The organism is Mesorhizobium sp. 131-3-5, assembly GCF_016756575.1.
Lineage (GTDB): Bacteria > Pseudomonadota > Alphaproteobacteria > Rhizobiales > Rhizobiaceae > Mesorhizobium > Mesorhizobium jarvisii.
Genome location: NZ_AP023254.1, coordinates 3,236,474 through 3,251,219, shown reverse-complemented (window position 1 = coordinate 3,251,219; position 14,746 = coordinate 3,236,474). Strand labels below are relative to the sequence as shown.

At 64.6% G+C, this 14,746-nt stretch carries 19 protein-coding genes; 7 read left to right on the top strand and 12 right to left on the bottom strand.

Annotation, left to right across the window (positions count from 1 at the left end; all coding sequences use genetic code 11):
• Positions 1 to 169: 169 nt before the first annotated feature.
• The 3 genes from JG747_RS15890 to JG747_RS15880 all read left to right on the top strand — a co-directional run bounded on the left by JG747_RS15890 (position 170) and on the right by JG747_RS15880 (position 2,337).
• Positions 170 to 919: a DUF899 domain-containing protein gene (locus JG747_RS15890; RefSeq protein WP_202362179.1), complete on the top strand. Its 750-nt coding sequence runs from the start codon at positions 170 to 172 to the stop codon at positions 917 to 919.
• Positions 920 to 1,015: 96 nt separating this feature from the next.
• The gene (locus tag JG747_RS15885; RefSeq protein ID WP_202362178.1) at positions 1,016 to 1,288 is read left to right on the top strand and encodes a hypothetical protein; all 273 of its coding nucleotides are present in this window, start codon (positions 1,016 to 1,018) and stop codon (positions 1,286 to 1,288) included.
• A 44-nt stretch (positions 1,289 to 1,332) separates the two neighbouring features.
• Complete coding sequence (locus tag JG747_RS15880; protein ID WP_202362177.1) at positions 1,333 to 2,337, top strand: zinc-dependent alcohol dehydrogenase family protein; 1,005 nt, start codon at positions 1,333 to 1,335, stop codon at positions 2,335 to 2,337.
• A gap of 63 nt (positions 2,338 to 2,400) precedes the next feature.
• Here the strand turns inward: JG747_RS15880 and JG747_RS15875 are convergent, their stop codons facing one another.
• From JG747_RS15875 to JG747_RS15845, 7 genes are all read right to left on the bottom strand, one after another.
• Positions 2,401 to 3,159 (bottom strand): ATP-binding cassette domain-containing protein, encoded by a 759-nt coding sequence (locus JG747_RS15875; protein ID WP_202362176.1) that lies wholly within the window; start codon positions 3,157 to 3,159, stop codon positions 2,401 to 2,403.
• Positions 3,152 to 4,312 (bottom strand): hypothetical protein, encoded by a 1,161-nt coding sequence (locus JG747_RS15870; RefSeq protein ID WP_202362175.1) that lies wholly within the window; start codon positions 4,310 to 4,312, stop codon positions 3,152 to 3,154. The genes JG747_RS15875 and JG747_RS15870 overlap by 8 nt, the downstream gene beginning before the upstream one ends.
• An 81-nt stretch (positions 4,313 to 4,393) precedes the next feature.
• The gene (locus JG747_RS15865; protein ID WP_236951998.1) at positions 4,394 to 4,762 is read right to left on the bottom strand and encodes a periplasmic heavy metal sensor; all 369 of its coding nucleotides are present in this window, start codon (positions 4,760 to 4,762) and stop codon (positions 4,394 to 4,396) included.
• A gap of 29 nt (positions 4,763 to 4,791) precedes the next feature.
• Complete coding sequence (locus JG747_RS15860) at positions 4,792 to 5,223, bottom strand: hypothetical protein (protein ID WP_038648032.1); 432 nt, start codon at positions 5,221 to 5,223, stop codon at positions 4,792 to 4,794.
• A complete protein-coding gene (locus JG747_RS15855) occupies positions 5,220 to 5,816 on the bottom strand; it encodes an RNA polymerase sigma factor (protein ID WP_202362174.1) in 597 nt (198 codons plus the stop codon). Before JG747_RS15855 ends, JG747_RS15860 begins: the two co-directional genes overlap by 4 nt.
• A 91-nt stretch (positions 5,817 to 5,907) precedes the next feature.
• Positions 5,908 to 6,291, bottom strand: a complete 384-nt coding sequence (locus JG747_RS15850; RefSeq protein WP_038648036.1) for a hypothetical protein — start codon at positions 6,289 to 6,291, stop codon at positions 5,908 to 5,910.
• Between the two features lie 40 nt (positions 6,292 to 6,331).
• On the bottom strand, positions 6,332 to 6,766 hold the full coding sequence (locus tag JG747_RS15845; protein ID WP_019859406.1) for an EF-hand domain-containing protein: 435 nt from the start codon (positions 6,764 to 6,766) through the stop codon (positions 6,332 to 6,334).
• Between the two features lie 253 nt (positions 6,767 to 7,019).
• On the opposite strand from JG747_RS15845, the gene JG747_RS15840 reads away from it, so the two are divergent.
• The 4 genes from JG747_RS15840 (at position 7,020) to JG747_RS15825 (ending at position 8,926) form a co-directional block, all read left to right on the top strand.
• The gene (locus JG747_RS15840; RefSeq protein ID WP_202362173.1) at positions 7,020 to 7,445 is read left to right on the top strand and encodes an EF-hand domain-containing protein; all 426 of its coding nucleotides are present in this window, start codon (positions 7,020 to 7,022) and stop codon (positions 7,443 to 7,445) included.
• 31 nt (positions 7,446 to 7,476) lie between these two features.
• Complete coding sequence (locus tag JG747_RS15835) at positions 7,477 to 7,902, top strand: BA14K family protein (RefSeq protein ID WP_064981870.1); 426 nt, start codon at positions 7,477 to 7,479, stop codon at positions 7,900 to 7,902.
• Between the two features lie 60 nt (positions 7,903 to 7,962).
• Positions 7,963 to 8,403, top strand: coding sequence for a VOC family protein (locus JG747_RS15830; protein ID WP_019859409.1), 441 nt, complete (start codon positions 7,963 to 7,965; stop codon positions 8,401 to 8,403).
• 250 nt (positions 8,404 to 8,653) lie between these two features.
• On the top strand, positions 8,654 to 8,926 hold the full coding sequence (locus JG747_RS15825) for a hypothetical protein (RefSeq protein WP_202362172.1): 273 nt from the start codon (positions 8,654 to 8,656) through the stop codon (positions 8,924 to 8,926).
• Between the two features lie 19 nt (positions 8,927 to 8,945).
• Here JG747_RS15825 and JG747_RS15820 read toward each other — a convergent pair whose 3' ends face one another.
• From JG747_RS15820 to JG747_RS15800, 5 genes are all read right to left on the bottom strand, one after another.
• Complete coding sequence (locus tag JG747_RS15820) at positions 8,946 to 9,944, bottom strand: bestrophin family protein (protein WP_019859411.1); 999 nt, start codon at positions 9,942 to 9,944, stop codon at positions 8,946 to 8,948.
• A 128-nt stretch (positions 9,945 to 10,072) separates the two neighbouring features.
• A complete protein-coding gene (locus JG747_RS15815) occupies positions 10,073 to 11,221 on the bottom strand; it encodes a substrate-binding domain-containing protein (protein ID WP_038648049.1) in 1,149 nt (382 codons plus the stop codon).
• Positions 11,222 to 11,295: 74 nt separating this feature from the next.
• Positions 11,296 to 12,282, bottom strand: a complete 987-nt coding sequence (locus tag JG747_RS15810; RefSeq protein ID WP_038648052.1) for an ABC transporter permease — start codon at positions 12,280 to 12,282, stop codon at positions 11,296 to 11,298.
• The gene (locus JG747_RS15805) at positions 12,279 to 13,850 is read right to left on the bottom strand and encodes a sugar ABC transporter ATP-binding protein (protein WP_202362171.1); all 1,572 of its coding nucleotides are present in this window, start codon (positions 13,848 to 13,850) and stop codon (positions 12,279 to 12,281) included. Before JG747_RS15805 ends, JG747_RS15810 begins: the two co-directional genes overlap by 4 nt.
• Before the next feature lie 112 nt (positions 13,851 to 13,962).
• A complete protein-coding gene (locus JG747_RS15800) occupies positions 13,963 to 14,706 on the bottom strand; it encodes a DeoR/GlpR family DNA-binding transcription regulator (protein WP_019859415.1) in 744 nt (247 codons plus the stop codon).
• Positions 14,707 to 14,746 lie beyond the last annotated feature (40 nt).

The following is a 14,746-nucleotide window of genomic DNA, read 5'->3' as shown; positions in this document are numbered from 1 at the left end:
CCGACAATCTCGAACACACCGCACGGCCCCGCCACCCCTGCTGCGCCGGGCCGGATGATTCAAATCCCGTCGCAGATGTAACTCACCTCACCCAGCCTCATCGCTCTAGCCTGGATCCCAAGGCGATCACGACCCGCGACGGCACCATGACTGACAAAGGAGAAGACCAATGACCAAGCACATGACGATGAAGACCCCACCGATCGTTTCGCGGCAGGAATGGGACGCCGCCCGCGAAAAGATGCTGGTGAAGGAGAAGGCGACGCTGCGCGCCAAGGACGCGCTCGCCGCCGAACGCCGGCGCATGCCGTGGATGGAGGTGGACAAGGCCTATGTGTTCGAAGGCCCCAATGGCAAGGCAAGCCTGCTCGACCTGTTCGAAGGCCGCCGCCAGCTGATCATCTACCGCGCCTTTTTCGAGCCGGGCGTCTATGGCTGGCCCGATCATGCCTGCCGCGGCTGCTCGCTCGGCGCCGACCAGGTCGGCCACCTCGCCCATCTCAACGCCCGCAACACCACGCTGGCCTACGCCTCGCGCGCGCCGCAGGCCGACATTGTCAGGCTGAAGGCGCGGATGGGCTGGGAGATGCCCTGGTACACGATCACCGACAGCTTCGACAAGGATTTCGGCGTCGACGAATGGCACGGCCACAACGTCTTCATCCACGACGGCGACCGCGTCTTCCGCACCTATCTCATCAACAGCCGCGGCGACGAGCAGATGGGCACGGTCTGGAGCTATCTCGACGCTACCCCGCTCGGCCGCCAGGAGATCTGGGAGGATTCGCCCGAAGGCTATCCCCAGACCCCGCTCTACAGCTGGTGGAACTGGCACGACAATTACGAAGCCGGGGCGGACAAGAAATGGGCCGAAGTGGCCGCCGCCGGCGAAGCCGCCTTCAGGGATAAGGGTGAGTAAGCAGGGACTGGACAGGAAAGCGCTCCTCTCCCTCGCTCTTGGCGAGGGAGAGGAGACCAAATCCTGAAGGACCGCGACCATCAAGGAATTAAGATCATGAGCGATACCCACATAAATACCGCCAGCGCGACCCGTGAAAGCACCACCACCCTTGGTGTCGCCGACTGGCTCTGCCTCGGCGCGGCGCCCACCTTTGCCCTGATGGCCCTGCTTTCCTGCCTTCAAGGCGGCGACGCGGCCATGCTGTGCATGGGCGCCTCCCCGCTCACCGGCCCGTCTTTAACCGGGATGCCGGCCATGTATCTCTTGATGAGCGCCTTTCATCTCGCACCCTGGCTGCGGGTGATTTCCGGCCGTCACATCCGATAGCGCCGGCGCGCCTGCATCAAACATCCCACATTTCGGAGAAGACAATGAGGCTGGTCAGGCTGAGAGCGCCGGGTGGCTTGGACAGGCTCGACCTGGTCGAGGAAGATCCGCCGCAGCCGAGCCCTGGTGACGTGATGGTCAGGATCCGCGCCTGCTCGTTGAATATGCGCGACGATTTCGCGGTGCAAGGCAAGACAAAGCTGGCCGACCGCCGCGTGCCGCTGTCCGACGGTGCCGGTGAAGTGATCGCTGTCGGCGGCAATGTCGACGTGCTCAAGCCCGGCGACAGCGTCGTCAGTGTCTTCTATCCTTGGTGGCTGGACGGCGACATGACGCCCGCCACCAGGCGCGACATTCCAGGAGAGAGTTTCGACGGCTTCGCCAGCGAATATGTCTGCATGCCCGCGCAGGCCTTCACCAAAGCTCCCGCGGGCTATACGCACGCGGAAGCCGCGGCGCTGACCTGTACCGGCGTCACCGCCTGGCGAGGCCTGGTCGTATCCGGCAAGGTCAGGCCCGGCGACACGGTGCTGGTTCTGGGCACCGGCAGCGTGTCGTTGTTTGCGCTGCAATTCGCCAAGGCCGCCGGCGCCCGGGTCATCGCCACCTCCTCCGACGAGGAAAAGCTGGAGCGGCTGAGCCGCCTCGGCGCCGACGCCGTCATCAACTACAAGGCCGTGCAGGACTGGAGCCGCAAGGTTCGGGAGCTGACGGATGGCCGCGGCGTCGATCACGTGATCGAAGTCGGCGGCCCCGCCACGCTGGCGCAGTCCATAGCCGCCTGCCGCACAGGCGGCCACATCGCCCTGATCGGCGTGTTGACCGGCTTTGCGGCCGATGTCTCGATCCCGGCCGTATTCTCGAACCAGATCCGCATCAGCGGCATTTCCATCGGCAGCCGGGCGGACCAGGAGGACATGATCCGCGCCATAGACGTCAATCGCATCAAGCCCGTCATCGACCGTCGCTTCCCGCTGCGCGAGATAGCCGCCGCCTTCACGCACTACGCAGCGCGGAAGCATTTCGGCAAGGTCTGCCTGGAGGTTTGAGCCCTGCGTGACCGCAGCCGTTGCGAAACGGCTGGGTTTCAGCCGTCCAGGCGCGACGTGCCATCACCCATCGGCCGCCTGGACCGTCAGCGCCTGCATGACTTCGGCTTCGAAGGCGCCGGGCATCTGGCCGGCCTCGGCCAGTTGGCTTGCGTGCCACGCGCGTGCCATGCGGCCATCGGCCAGGAGGATGGCGCGGTTGCACAGGCCCGGCACTGCTTCCACGACATGGGTGGAGATGATGACGGCATGGCGGCCATTGGAAGCCAGGGCCAGGATGATGCGCTTCACCTCGAAGGCGGCAAGCGGATCGAGGCCGTTCAGGGACTCATCGAGGATCAGCAGCGGTGGCGCGCCGAGCAGGGCCGCGGCAATGGCGATCTTGGCCCGCGTGCCGAGCGAATATTCGGCTATCGGCCGTTCGATCCAGCGATTGAGCCCAAGCCGATCAGTGACATCGACGCCAGGCCAGTCGTCTTCGGCGCAGCCGCGGATCGAGGCGACGAGTTGGAGATATTGCCGCCCGCTCAGCGCCGCCGGCAGGTCGAATGGATCCACGGCAAGGCCGAAGCCTGACTTGGCGCGTTCCGGTGCCCTCGCAAGGTCGGCGCCATCGATCGCCACGGTCCCCCCGAGCGGCCGGATCTGGCCGGTCATGGCCCTGAGCAAGGTGGACTTGCCCGAACCGTTGGCGCCGAGCAGGCCGAGGATGTCGCCCCTGTCGAGCGACAGGTCGATGCCGCTGACGACCGCGCGGCCAGCATAGCCGGCGCTGAGCCCGCGAACCGCGAGGATTTCGGCAGGATCGATGCTGCTATCCATGGCGATATCTCCGTTGCGCCTGGTGCCACAGAAACAGCACAAGGGCGGCAAAACCGATCAGCACCGTGCGCCCATATTCGAGCGTCTCGTAGCTGGCGTAGGCGATGGCGCTGAGGAAGCTCAGCGCCGCGACGAACGGCGCGGTCATGAAATAGGCGGCAAACACCGCATAGGCGCCGTTCAGCGCCAGCAGCCAGAAGCCGCTGGCGAGCGGCATCGCCCAGGCCGACGGTTCCGCCGCCAGGGCGACTCCCGCCGGCAGGAGGAAGAAGGCGAGCGACAATTGCAGCGGCAGCCGCGCCAGGCGCAGCCAGGCCCTGACGAAGCCGAGCGGAGCCGTGCGCAGCACTGGCGAGCCGAGTGGATGGAACCGCGCGCTCAACATGAACACCAGAAGGCCGCCGGTCAGCCCGGCCATCGCCGCCGGCACGGCATCATGGCGGGCAAGGCTGATGGAGCCGGCAACGATCGCCGCCAGGCCAAACAGGATGGCTGCCCCCGCCAGCCGCCATGAAAGCCTTACGCGCCCGGCGGGCAGGCCCCAGGCCCAGCTCGAGAGCCAGGCCGGCGTCGAACGATCGAAGGCGCCGAGCCAAGGCTTGCGCCCGCCCGGATCGCTCACCGGATCGGCACTATCGCTGAGGACCAGGTCGCGAGCGCTCCGCAGGCGCAGCACCGCCGCCGCGCCAAAGCCGGCGCCAAACAGCATCACGGCACCGAGACCCCAGGCCGGCGCCAGTGGTTTTGCGATGACGAAACACCCAAGGCCCACGGCCGCCGCCGCGATGAAGGCAAGGGGAACGCCCAGCGCACATGCCGCCACGGCCGCCACGCGCCGGCGCTCCATGAGTGAAAGAGGCAATGCTTTCAGGAACGGCGCGAAGGCGCGCGACAGGCAAAGTCTTGCGATCGCGCTGCCGGCGAAGCCGCCAAGGCAAAGAAGCACCCCCGGCAAGCCGACCGCCCACAGCGCCTGCGCCTGACGCAGGGTGGCGGATACCGCATGCAAGGCGACGACGATGTCGGCAATGGCGTAGGCGAGCAACGCCCCACCGCCAGCGACGATCCAAACGAGATCGCGTCGGCGCATCGAGCGCAGGCCAGCCGAGAGCTCGCGCCAAATCAGGGTCAGGACAAGCCTGTCGTGCCGCATTGTTCCATCTTTGCGATCGCAAGCCGGTTGGACATCGACATAGGTCGGCGACGATTGTGCCGCCAGTAGGGCCGTCGCGGCTTAGCCTCCCGCGGCGGGCTTGGCGTTAACGTTCTTCAGCGCGGTCAGGAGATAATCCTGCATGGTCGCCTGAAGGTTGGTCGTTGCGCTGCGCACCGCCGCCATCGCGTCCTTCACCGCCGCTTCATCAAAGGGTTTGGCGGTTTGTGCCGCCGCCAGATTGGCGCGAGCACTGCGCAAGTCGCGCAACGCCTGGAAGGTGCGCGAGCGGTTGTCGCGCAGAATGCCGCGGAACTCCTTCCTCACCTCGGGCGGATAGCTGCTGGCAATTTCCGACAACAGTACGCGCGCCGCCGCGCCCTGGCGCAACCCGTGCATGGCATAACCGACCAGGAAGAAGTTGACGGCGAGCGAAAGGGCGAGCAGCACCAGCGTCGCCGTCCATATCCAGGGACGCTTCAAAGCGAGCCCTCCCCTTCCGCGTCGGCCGCGATACCGCCATCGGCCAGCGACGAACCGGACGCCAGCGCCAGAAGCTCCGTATCGGACGGATCATCCTGTAGCCGCGCCACCTGGTAGCCTGCCAACGTTGCCGCCACCAGCACGGCAGCGACGCAGGCCGCGAACCCGGCCGGACTGAAGAGCAGGCGCGGCAAGAGAGACGGGCGTGCCGAGCCGGCTTCGATACGGGCCAGCACCTTGCGCGCCAGTGCCTGGTCGTCGCCATCGGTCAGCGCCGCTTCGAGCACGAGACGATCGAGCGCGGCATCCGGGTCGTCCTTGCGCTCGGCCGCCAGCAGCGCCAGCGCCTGCTGGCGGAAAGGCGCCGGCCATGTCTCGACCGCAGCGCCAAAGCGCAGGCTGTGTCGTTCGAATTCGTCCCGTGTCATGAGGACTCCCTTTCGCGGCTCACGGCCGCCATTGCCAAATGATCCCTGAGCGCACGCCGTCCGCGCACCAGCAATTGCTCGGCCGAGCCGATGCTGCCGCCCATCACCTCGGCGATCGCCGCGATGTCGAGGTCGCCGACGGCTCTCAGCAGTACCGCCATGCGCTGCCGTTCCGGCAGGCGCGAGAGCCCGTCGCGGACGATCGCCAGTTCCTGCCGCGCCGCGGTCGTCGCCTCGGCGTCCGCCTCCGGCGCGGCGACCTCATCCCTTATGTCGTCCAGCCCGATGAAGCTGCGTAGCGCCCTGCGTCGACGCTGGTCAATGCATCGGTTGGCGGTGATCCGGTAGAGCCAGGTCGAAGCCCGCCCCTTGGCCGGATCAAACCGCGCGGCCTGTTTCCAGACGGTCACGAACACCTCCTGCACCACATCCTCGGCGTCGCCGGCATTGCCGAGATAACGCGCCGCGAACATTCGCAACCCGGGGCCATGGCGAGCGATGAGCTCGGACAGCGCGCTTTGGTTGCCCCCGGCGATGCGGGCCAGAAGCTCGTCGTCGCCTCTGGGCTCGTCATGCTGCACGGTGGCGGCCACCGGTTGGCAAGACTTCGATGGCGAGTCCGAACCTCGCATCGATCCGGATCGGCGCAGAAACGAATTTCGGGCTCAAATCCATCACCAGATGTCAGCGGCGCCAGCGGCGAATGCCGTAGACGGTCTTGCCGTTAGGACCGGTGAAGCTACCTGCCGAACGGCCTCGAAACGGCCCCGCCGCCGATACACGCTTGCCGGAGAAGGTCTGCCCATTCGGGCCGGTGCCAGAATAGCTTCTGGCGCAGCGATCAACAACGCCACCAATGCATTTGGAGCTCGATGTGTAGGCACCGCCATTGGCCCCGGTGCGGGTGGTCGAGCCGGTATAGACATTGCCGTCCCGGGTCACGCTGCGGCTGATCTCGCCGCCATGCGCGGTCGGACGCCGCCACTCCTCGGCCGAGGCCGGCGAAGCGGCCGACCAGGCAAGCACCGCGCCGATACAGAGCGCCGGAATCTTTACTGAAAACAACATGTCGTACTCCTTGTTTTGTAAAGGGAATGATCGCTGCCGATTAGTTGGCACGCTCGGCTATCAGCTTGCGGATGGTTGCGATCTCGTCCGCGGAAAGCCTGCCGTCACCGTTGCGATCAATGAGGTCGAACAACGGCATGCTGCTGGCAAATTCCTGTTGCGACACCTTGCCGTCGCCATTCGTGTCGAGGCGGCGCCAGCGATTGCCGAGCCGCGCCTGCGCCACCTCGGCGCGATCCTCGATCGCCTGGCGGGCGCTGTCGATCTCCTTCTCGTCGATGACGCCGTCGCCATTGCGGTCGAGCCGCCTGAACAGCCGCTCGCGGGCGGCCGTCATCTCGTCCTTGGAGATGGCGCCGTCGCCATTGGTATCGATGCGTTGCAGGATGCGCTGGCCCGGCATGTCTTGTGCCTGCGCCGCACGGAGCGGCACAAGTCCGACAAGCAAGGCCGCAATGAGTGCTGAACGTTTCATGATGATGATCCTTTCGTGGTCGGGTCGCGGGGGGCGACTGCTGACCGATACGCAGCACCGGGCCGGACCCTACGCTCGACACGGGAGATTCTTTTCGAACGCGCCAATCTGCGTCGCGGCATCGCTCGGCAGTTGCGCCCGCAGCATCTCGAGAAAAATCTCCCGATCGCGCGTAGGAGCACAAAAGGGCCTGCGTAGAAGGCTCTGCAAGGACGGTCCGCGGCGGACCATCCGACCCAATGCGGAGACCAGCATGAACAAGATCGTCGTAGCCCTTGCCGGCCTGCTGCTTGGCGCTGGCAGCGCCTGTGCGGCGGACGGCAGCGGCGCCAGGGAACTCTTCCGGCGTATCGACACCAACGGCGACCGAAAGCTGGAGTTCAGCGAAATCCAGGCCGCGCGGGCGCGGATGTTCGACCGGATGGATGCCAACCACAATGGTCTGCTCGACGCGGGCGAAGTGCGCACTGCCGTCGAGCAGGTGAAGTCGAAGCGAGACTTCCAGGCCGCGCAATTCGCCGACTTCCGAGCACAGGCCAGCCGCATCGACCGCAATGGCGATGGCAAGATTTCGCGCGACGAGTTTGCCGCCTTCATTCCCGACCGGTTGCTGCGGGCGGACACGAATGGCGACGGTGCGCTTTCCATCTCCGAACTGCGGGCGCTCCGGCGCCAGTGATCCCCTAGACAACCCATCCCACAGGAGAGACATGATGAAACGGACGCTTGCGGCATTTTGCGGTTTGATGATTGGCGCCTCGGTGCTGGCCTCGCCGGCTCAGGCCCTGCCGGTCGTGCCGGCCTCTGCCCCGGCATCGGCCACCACAGCGCCGACGCCGGTGTGGTTCCGGCGCGGCTTCTACGTCGTCGGCGGCGGCTACTACTATAACGGCTATCGCGGCTATGTCCGCGTGCGGCCGGGCTACCGCTACTACAACGGCTACTGGTTCCCCGCCGCCGCCTTTGCCGCCGGTGTCGCGGCGGCGACTGTCGCGCCATTGCCGCGTCCCGCGGTGCGTCTGGAAGCGGCGCACGTACGCTGGTGCCATGAGCGCTACGTTTCCTACCGCGCCTGGGACAACAGCTATCAGCCTTATAGCGGACCCCGCCAGCAGTGCTGGTCGCCCTATAGTTGAGGCGCTGGGCGCTTCGCGCACAGCCTTCATGCCCTTGCACCAAACGCGACGGGAGATGACATGATCACCAATCGGTCGATGCCCGCGAGCACGATTATACCAGTGCTCGCCTATCCCGATGTCGAGACGGCCAGCCGCTGGCTCTGCCACGTCTTCGGGTTCGAACAGAGGCTAATCATCGGCAACCACCGCCACCAACTCGACTTCGGTGAGGGAGCGTTGATTGTCGCCGGATCGAAGAAGGGCGAACCGATACCGGAGCAGGCCGGCGCGCCGTTAGCGGTGATGGTGCGTGTCATGGATGTCGATGCCCATCACAAGCGAGCTGTGCGCCACGGTGCCGTGATCCTGAGCCCGCCGGTCAGCTTCCCCTATGGCGAGCGGCAATATTCCTGTCGCGACTTCGCCGGCCACCACTGGACGTTCTCTCAGTCGATCGCCGACGTCGCGCCTGAGGACTGGGGTGGCGTCGCGATCGGCAATCGAGCAATCTCGGAATAGGCGTCAGTCCCGCCTAGGTTTCGATATCCTCAACCGGCAGCAATGGCTTACAATTCATAACTCCAGGCACGGGTGGAACGCACGCCACATCGTTCGCAGCCCTGATCTGTCGGTGACTCCACGTCGCGACAGCTCCATCAGCAACAGCTAATTGACAGTCTACGGGAAACGGCGCTCACTGGCCCGTACAGGTGGATCGCAGCATCAGGCGGGCGATATCGACCGCCGGCGTCACCCTGGGGAGGATGCCATGCCAACCGTAATCGGCCATCACAACATCTCGAAAGACAGCAAGCACTGGCTCAGTTCACCCAAGCGCAAGGAGCTTTTCGGCTCGCTGGGGATCACCAACATCCGCACCTTCGTCGATCCGCAGAACCCGAAACGGGTGACCGTGATGATGGACGTGCCGGATATGGATAAGATGGCCGCGCTAATGCAGAGCAAGGCGGCCGCCGACGCCATGGCGCATGATGGCGTGGTGCCGGAATCGCTGGTGATCCTCGTCGAAGCGAAAGCGTAGCCGCGCCAGATCAGGCACTTCAGGTCGCGATATCGTTGACGGGCAGCAAGGGCTTCGGCAGGTCAGCCTCGCCAAGGCCCGCGCGCAGCTCGATCTCGATGTCGCGGCAGATCTGCGAGATCGGAACGTCGTTGGCATTGCCCTCGAACGGGTTGGCGCTGCTTTCGCCGACCTGGTCGAGAGACATGTAGGCCCAGCCCAGCAGCGTGCTGAACGGGATCGTCAGCCAGATGCCGAATGTGCCGAGCGCACCGCCCAGCTTGCCCATCTCCGCGAAGACCGGAACGACGCCGAACGGCAGCAGCGTGCAGAAGATCATCACGAACATGGAACTGACGATGGCGTATTGGCGCGGATAGGGATTGTTCTTGATGCGGTCGCAGCGCGCCTGCTGATCGTGGAAGTCGCGGATCAGCTTCGTCAGTTCGACGTATATCTGCGGGGGGAGCTTGGCGTCCTTGAACAGCGCGTTGACCTGGACCGATTGCATTTCGAGCAGGGCCAGCGCCGGCTGCGGCGATCTCAGCACCTTGTCGGCCTGTTCGGCCAGCAGCGGCGGCAATTCCTCGGCGAGCGAGCCCTTGTCCTCGCTGATGCGGTAGCGCCGCATATACTCGATATTGGCCGCCTTCCCCATCGATTCCCAGGGCATCGGCCGCCGCAGCGAAAAGCGCAGTGCCGTCATCCAGGCGATATGACGGTAGATGAGCTGCCTCGCCGTCGGCGCGTCGAGGAAGTCCCGGCAGAAATTGGACCACATCCGGCTGCTGGCGATGATTTGCGTGAAGGCCTGCAGCGCCTCGCCGCTGCGGGTCAGCACCTGCGAATTCTTGAAGCCGGCGACGAGAGACACGGTGGTGCCGAGCACGAGCACGACAGACCATGGCACCGAGAACCCGGCAATGCCCGGAAGACGGTAGGCCGCGACGGCCAGTCCGCTCACCACCACCATGTAGATGACGCTGCGCCGCGACCACAGCGCGAAATCGATCAGTTTGTAGGAACGGCCTACATACATCGCATGCCCTCGAAAACGTGGATAACAGGCAAATCAAGCTATTGACGCCTAGCATGCCCCACGCCCGGGATGAATGGCCGTTCCGGCTATTGTGGGCGCGGGATCTCTCCCGCGCCCATGCCGCTATCTCAATTGCACTTCGGCTTGGCGCTGTTGCAGGCGTCGACGAGTTCGGCCGGCGGATCCTTATGGAAGACAGTCTTGAAGGATTCCAGCACGTTGGACTGCACCACCGGCAGCGACTGCACGCCGACCCAAGCGGGCGTGGGTTGCCCGATCAGCGCCTTCATCATCGCCAGCGCCTCGGCGACGCCCTGGTCATAGGGGCGCTGCGAGCCGGTTGCCTTGAGCGGTCCGCCCTTGGCGATCTCGATCGCCGACTGCAGACCGAGATCGACGGTGGTGATCGGAATGTCAATGCCTTGCGCGCGCATCGAGGACAGCGTGTCCAGCGCCGGCTGGTCCCATACCGCGAACAGCCCCTTCACATCGGGATTGCCGGTGAGGAAGTCGCCGGAGATCTGCGAGACCTTCGAGGGATCGGTGAAGTCGACCTGCTTCATGACGATGTCGGGACGGTTCTTTTTCATCCACTCACCGACGCCCTTGGTGCGCTCATTGGTGCTGAAATAGTCGACGCCGAAATTGACCAGGCCGATCGTGCCGCCCTTGGGCATGCAGGACGCCAGGATCTGCGCCGCGATCTGGCCGTTGCCCTGGCTGTCGGCCGAGATCATCGAGGCAAAATCCTTGGGAGATGAGAGGCCAACGGGGATGCTGTCCATGAACACCAGCTTGATGCCGGCCTCGCCCACCTTCTTGTAGGTCGGCGCCGTCGCGGTGAAATCGACGGGAATGGAGATGATGCCGTCCGGATGCTGCTGGATGGTGTTCTCGATATCGGCGATCTGCTTGTCGACCTGATACTCGGCCGACGCCACGCCGGTGACGGTGACGCCATATTTTGCCAGCGTTTCGCTGATGCCTTGCACCTGCAATTGCGACCAGTCGAGGTTCACCGTCTGCATGGAAATGCCGACCTTGAACTTGCCGGCCTTGACCTTGGCGGCCTCTTCGTCGGTCAATTTCAGCTCGTCGGGCGAGGCTGCCTTCTCGCCATGCGGGCCTTGGCCGACAATGCCCTTGGGACCGAGTGTCGCCATGTCGACGCCGGTAACGCAAGTGTCCGGCGTCTGCGCCACGCTCAGGGACGTCGACAGCGCGAAGGCGCTGGCGGCGAGGCTCAATGTGCAGAAAAGCGAGTGAACCGATTTCATGACTTCCTCCGTTGATTGTTGATATTTGTTTTGCCGTTTGGAGTCGGCGGCTTCTGCTGATTTCCGCGTGCGCCTTACCTCCTCGTGAACGCGACCGCGGCGACGATGATTGCTCCCTTGATGACAAGTTGCAGTGACGAGCTGACGCCGAGCAGCACCAGTCCGTTGTTGAGCGTGCCGATGATCAGGCTGCCGAGCAGCGTGCCGAGCACGAAGCCGCGGCCGCCGAACAGGCTGCAGCCGCCAAGGATGACCGAGGCGATGACGTCGAGCTCCATGCCTTGCACCACATCGGGCCGCGCCGCGTGCGAGCGCGCCGACAGGATGAGCGACGCCAGCCCGGCGAGCGTGCCGGTCAGCACGAAGGCGAGCGTCGTGACCTGCTTGATATGGACGCCGGAATAGAGCGCGGCCGTCGGGTTGCCGCCCGCCGCGTAAACCCGCCGCCCATAGACGCTGTAGTGCAGCAGCAAGATGCCGGCGATGGTGACGCCGAGCGTCCACAGGATCGGCGCCGGTATGCCGAGCACCGAGCCTTCGCCGAAGATCGCGAAATAATACTCGTTGGTGATGATGACCGGCTTGGTGTTGGTGACCATCAGCGCCAGGCCGCGCGCGCCGCTCAGCGTGCCCAGCGTCACCAGGAAGGACGGGATTTCCAGGCGCGTGGTCAAGACACCGTTGAGCAGCCCGATCAGCGCCCCGGTGCCCAGCCCCGCCACGGCGCCGACGACCCAGCTGTTGGCGACAAAGGCCATGGCCAGCGATGCGCTCATGCCCGAAAGTGCCAGCGTCGAGGCGACGGACAGGTCGATCTGCCTGGAGATGATGACGAATGTCATGCCCACCGCGATGATCGAGACCAGTGTCGTCTGGCGACCGATGTTGAGAAAATTGTCGATCGACAGGAACCAGGGCGACGCCAGGCTGAACACGATCAGCATGATGGCGAAGGCCACGTAGAGCATGTAGGGCCGGTCGCCCTGGAGCAGATGCTGCAAGGCCGAGCGACCACCTGGCTGGCTGGCTGCGGCTTTCGCTGGGCTTTGGATGTCGGTCATGCCGCGTGCTCTTCCGATGGCTGCGAAAGTTGAATGAGGTGATGAAGATCCTCGGCGCTGCCGAAGTCCGGCCGCGCGATCGTCCTGGTGATCCGGCCATCGACGACGATGGAGATGCGGTCGCAAAGCTGCAGCAGTTCGGAGAGGTCCGAAGACACCAGCAGCACGCCGCTGCCGGCCGCTGCCGCGGCGCGAATGACGCCGTAAATCTCCTCGCGCGCGCCGACATCGACCCCGACCGTCGGCTCGTCGAGCAGCAGCACGCGCGGCCGTGGTTCGTTCCATTTGCCGAACACCACTTTCTGCTGGTTGCCGCCCGACAGGTTCTTCACCATGGTCGACGCGCTCGGCGCCTTCACGGCCAGCCGGCGCATCGCCGCATTGGCATGTTCGCTCGCCGGCCGCCGCTGCAGCCAGCCAAGGCGCGAGAAATAAGGCAGGCGGGGCAAGGTCAGATTGCGCTCGATCGAATGTTCGAGGACCAGGCCCTGGACGTGCCGGTCCTCCGGCACAAGCGCGATGCCCAGCCCGATCGCCGCTGCCGGGTCTGTGCCCTTCAGCGAGACACCGTCCAGGCTGGCCTCGCCCGATTGAACGGATCGCAGGCCGAAGATGGTCTGCAGGATTTCGGTGCGTCCGCTGCCGATCAGCCCTGCAAGGCCATGGATTTCGCCGGCGCGCAATTCGAGACTGGCCCCGTCGAGCCGGTCATTGCTGACACCTTTCAATTCGAGCACGGGCTTTTCAGATGAACCGGCCGATGACGCCGTGTCTTGCCCAGGTGCATCGCCATCTGCTTTCAGCACAGCGTGATCCGGCCCGACGATCGCGCCGACCAATTGCCGCATATTGGTTTGCGCCGTGAAGAAGGTGCCGGCGTTCTGCCCGTCGCGGAAGACGGTCACCCGGTTGGAAATGCGGAACACTTCGTTGAGGCGATGCGTGACATAGATCACCCCGACGCCCCGCGCCGCGACCGCCCGGATCGCCTCGAACAGGATCTTCTCCTCATCATCGGTCAGCGCCGAGGTCGGCTCGTCCAAAATGAGCAGGCGGACATCGCCCATCAGCGCCTTGGCGATCTCGGTCATCTGGCGATAGGCGAAGGGCAGCGAGCCGACCATGGCACGGGCATCGAGCGGGATGTTCTGCGATTTGAGGAAAGCCTCGGCCTGCGCCACCAGCTGGCGTTTTTTCAGGAAGCCGAGCCGCGTCTTCGGCTCTCGCCCCAGAAGCAGATTGTCGGCGACCGACAGCGACTCGACCAGGCTCAGATCCTGATAGACGACGGCCACGCCGGCATCGCGCGACTGGGCCGGCGAAGAAAACGAGACAGGCTTGCCGTCGATTTCGATCGAGCCGCCATCATGCACATGCACGCCGCTCAGGATCTTGATCAGCGTCGACTTGCCGGCGCCGTTTTCACCGAGCAGTGCGTGCACTTCACCGGCGCGGATTTCGAGACTGACGCCGCGCAGCGCATTGACGCCGCCGAACCGCTTCCTGACGCCCTCGACGCGCAGCAAGGGCGTCCCGGAAAATGGCGCAATCGAACCCTGTTCGATCATGACGCCCGCACTTCCTCCCGTTGACGCGTCCCCTACCCTTGTCGAGCCCTTTTGGGACTTCTCTTACTTTTTTTGTGACTTTTCCATCAGACCAGTGAAATGTCAAACGGAGTCAGGCCTGCGGCAGGAATGAATCCGGCCCGACCTCGCCGTGCTCGGTAATGATGGCGTCGAAGCCGTCCATGGCTGAGAAGAAGGCGCGCTTGAGCTTGCCGATCTTGCTCGAGTCGATGACCAGGTAATTTTCGCGCGCCAGGCTCATCACCTTCTGCTTCACCACCGCCTCGTGGAAATGCTCGCAGGTGGCACCGCGCTTGGCATCGACGCCGGCGGCCGACAGGAAGGCCGCGTTGATGCCGACGCTGTTCAAAATGTCGAAATCATGCGTGCCCGAGAATGACGCCGACGCTGGATGATAGACGCCGCCCAGCATGATGATGGTGACATTGGGCCTGCGGCTCAGCCGCTCCGCGACATTCATGGCGTAACATATTGCCGTTATTTGATAATTTTCGGGAATGAGATCGATCAGATGGATCAGCGTCGTGCCGCAGTCGATGAAGATCGTCTCGTCGGGCCGTATCTTGCGCACCGCATGCGCGCAGGCTTCGCGCTTGGCCACCGCATGGCTGTCGGCCGCGGTCGCCAGTTCATAGGGGATATCGGCCTCGATCTCGGCCGCCGCCAATATGTGTCCGCCGAGATAGGCGATCTGCCCCTGGTTGGTGGCGATGTCGCGCCGCACCGTCATCTCGGAGACGCCAAGCAGCGCCGCCGCTTCGCTGAGATGGATGACCCGCCGCTGCGACAGCAGATCTATCAACCGTGCCGTCCTTTGCGCCTTGCGAGCTGTCATGCGTGGGCCTGTTGGTCACCTGAATGTGAGGATTTTAACA

Bases quoted from the DNA above. Each gene is read 5' to 3' on its own strand.
- JG747_RS15890 (WP_202362179.1), top strand. From the start codon at position 170: ATGACCAAGCACATGACGATGAAGACCCCACCGATCGTTTCGCGGCAG.
- JG747_RS15885 (WP_202362178.1), top strand. From the start codon at position 1,016: ATGAGCGATACCCACATAAATACCGCCAGCGCGACCCGTGAAAGCACC.
- JG747_RS15880 (WP_202362177.1), top strand. From the start codon at position 1,333: ATGAGGCTGGTCAGGCTGAGAGCGCCGGGTGGCTTGGACAGGCTCGAC.
- JG747_RS15875 (WP_202362176.1), bottom strand. From the start codon at position 3,159: ATGGATAGCAGCATCGATCCTGCCGAAATCCTCGCGGTTCGCGGGCTC.
- JG747_RS15870 (WP_202362175.1), bottom strand. From the start codon at position 4,312: ATGCGGCACGACAGGCTTGTCCTGACCCTGATTTGGCGCGAGCTCTCG.
- JG747_RS15860 (WP_038648032.1), bottom strand. From the start codon at position 5,223: ATGACACGGGACGAATTCGAACGACACAGCCTGCGCTTTGGCGCTGCG.
- JG747_RS15850 (WP_038648036.1), bottom strand. From the start codon at position 6,291: ATGTTGTTTTCAGTAAAGATTCCGGCGCTCTGTATCGGCGCGGTGCTT.
- JG747_RS15845 (WP_019859406.1), bottom strand. From the start codon at position 6,766: ATGAAACGTTCAGCACTCATTGCGGCCTTGCTTGTCGGACTTGTGCCG.
- JG747_RS15840 (WP_202362173.1), top strand. From the start codon at position 7,020: ATGAACAAGATCGTCGTAGCCCTTGCCGGCCTGCTGCTTGGCGCTGGC.
- JG747_RS15835 (WP_064981870.1), top strand. From the start codon at position 7,477: ATGATGAAACGGACGCTTGCGGCATTTTGCGGTTTGATGATTGGCGCC.
- JG747_RS15830 (WP_019859409.1), top strand. From the start codon at position 7,963: ATGATCACCAATCGGTCGATGCCCGCGAGCACGATTATACCAGTGCTC.
- JG747_RS15825 (WP_202362172.1), top strand. From the start codon at position 8,654: ATGCCAACCGTAATCGGCCATCACAACATCTCGAAAGACAGCAAGCAC.
- JG747_RS15820 (WP_019859411.1), bottom strand. From the start codon at position 9,944: ATGTATGTAGGCCGTTCCTACAAACTGATCGATTTCGCGCTGTGGTCG.
- JG747_RS15815 (WP_038648049.1), bottom strand. From the start codon at position 11,221: ATGAAATCGGTTCACTCGCTTTTCTGCACATTGAGCCTCGCCGCCAGC.
- JG747_RS15810 (WP_038648052.1), bottom strand. From the start codon at position 12,282: ATGACCGACATCCAAAGCCCAGCGAAAGCCGCAGCCAGCCAGCCAGGT.
- JG747_RS15805 (WP_202362171.1), bottom strand. From the start codon at position 13,850: ATGATCGAACAGGGTTCGATTGCGCCATTTTCCGGGACGCCCTTGCTG.
- JG747_RS15800 (WP_019859415.1), bottom strand. From the start codon at position 14,706: ATGACAGCTCGCAAGGCGCAAAGGACGGCACGGTTGATAGATCTGCTG.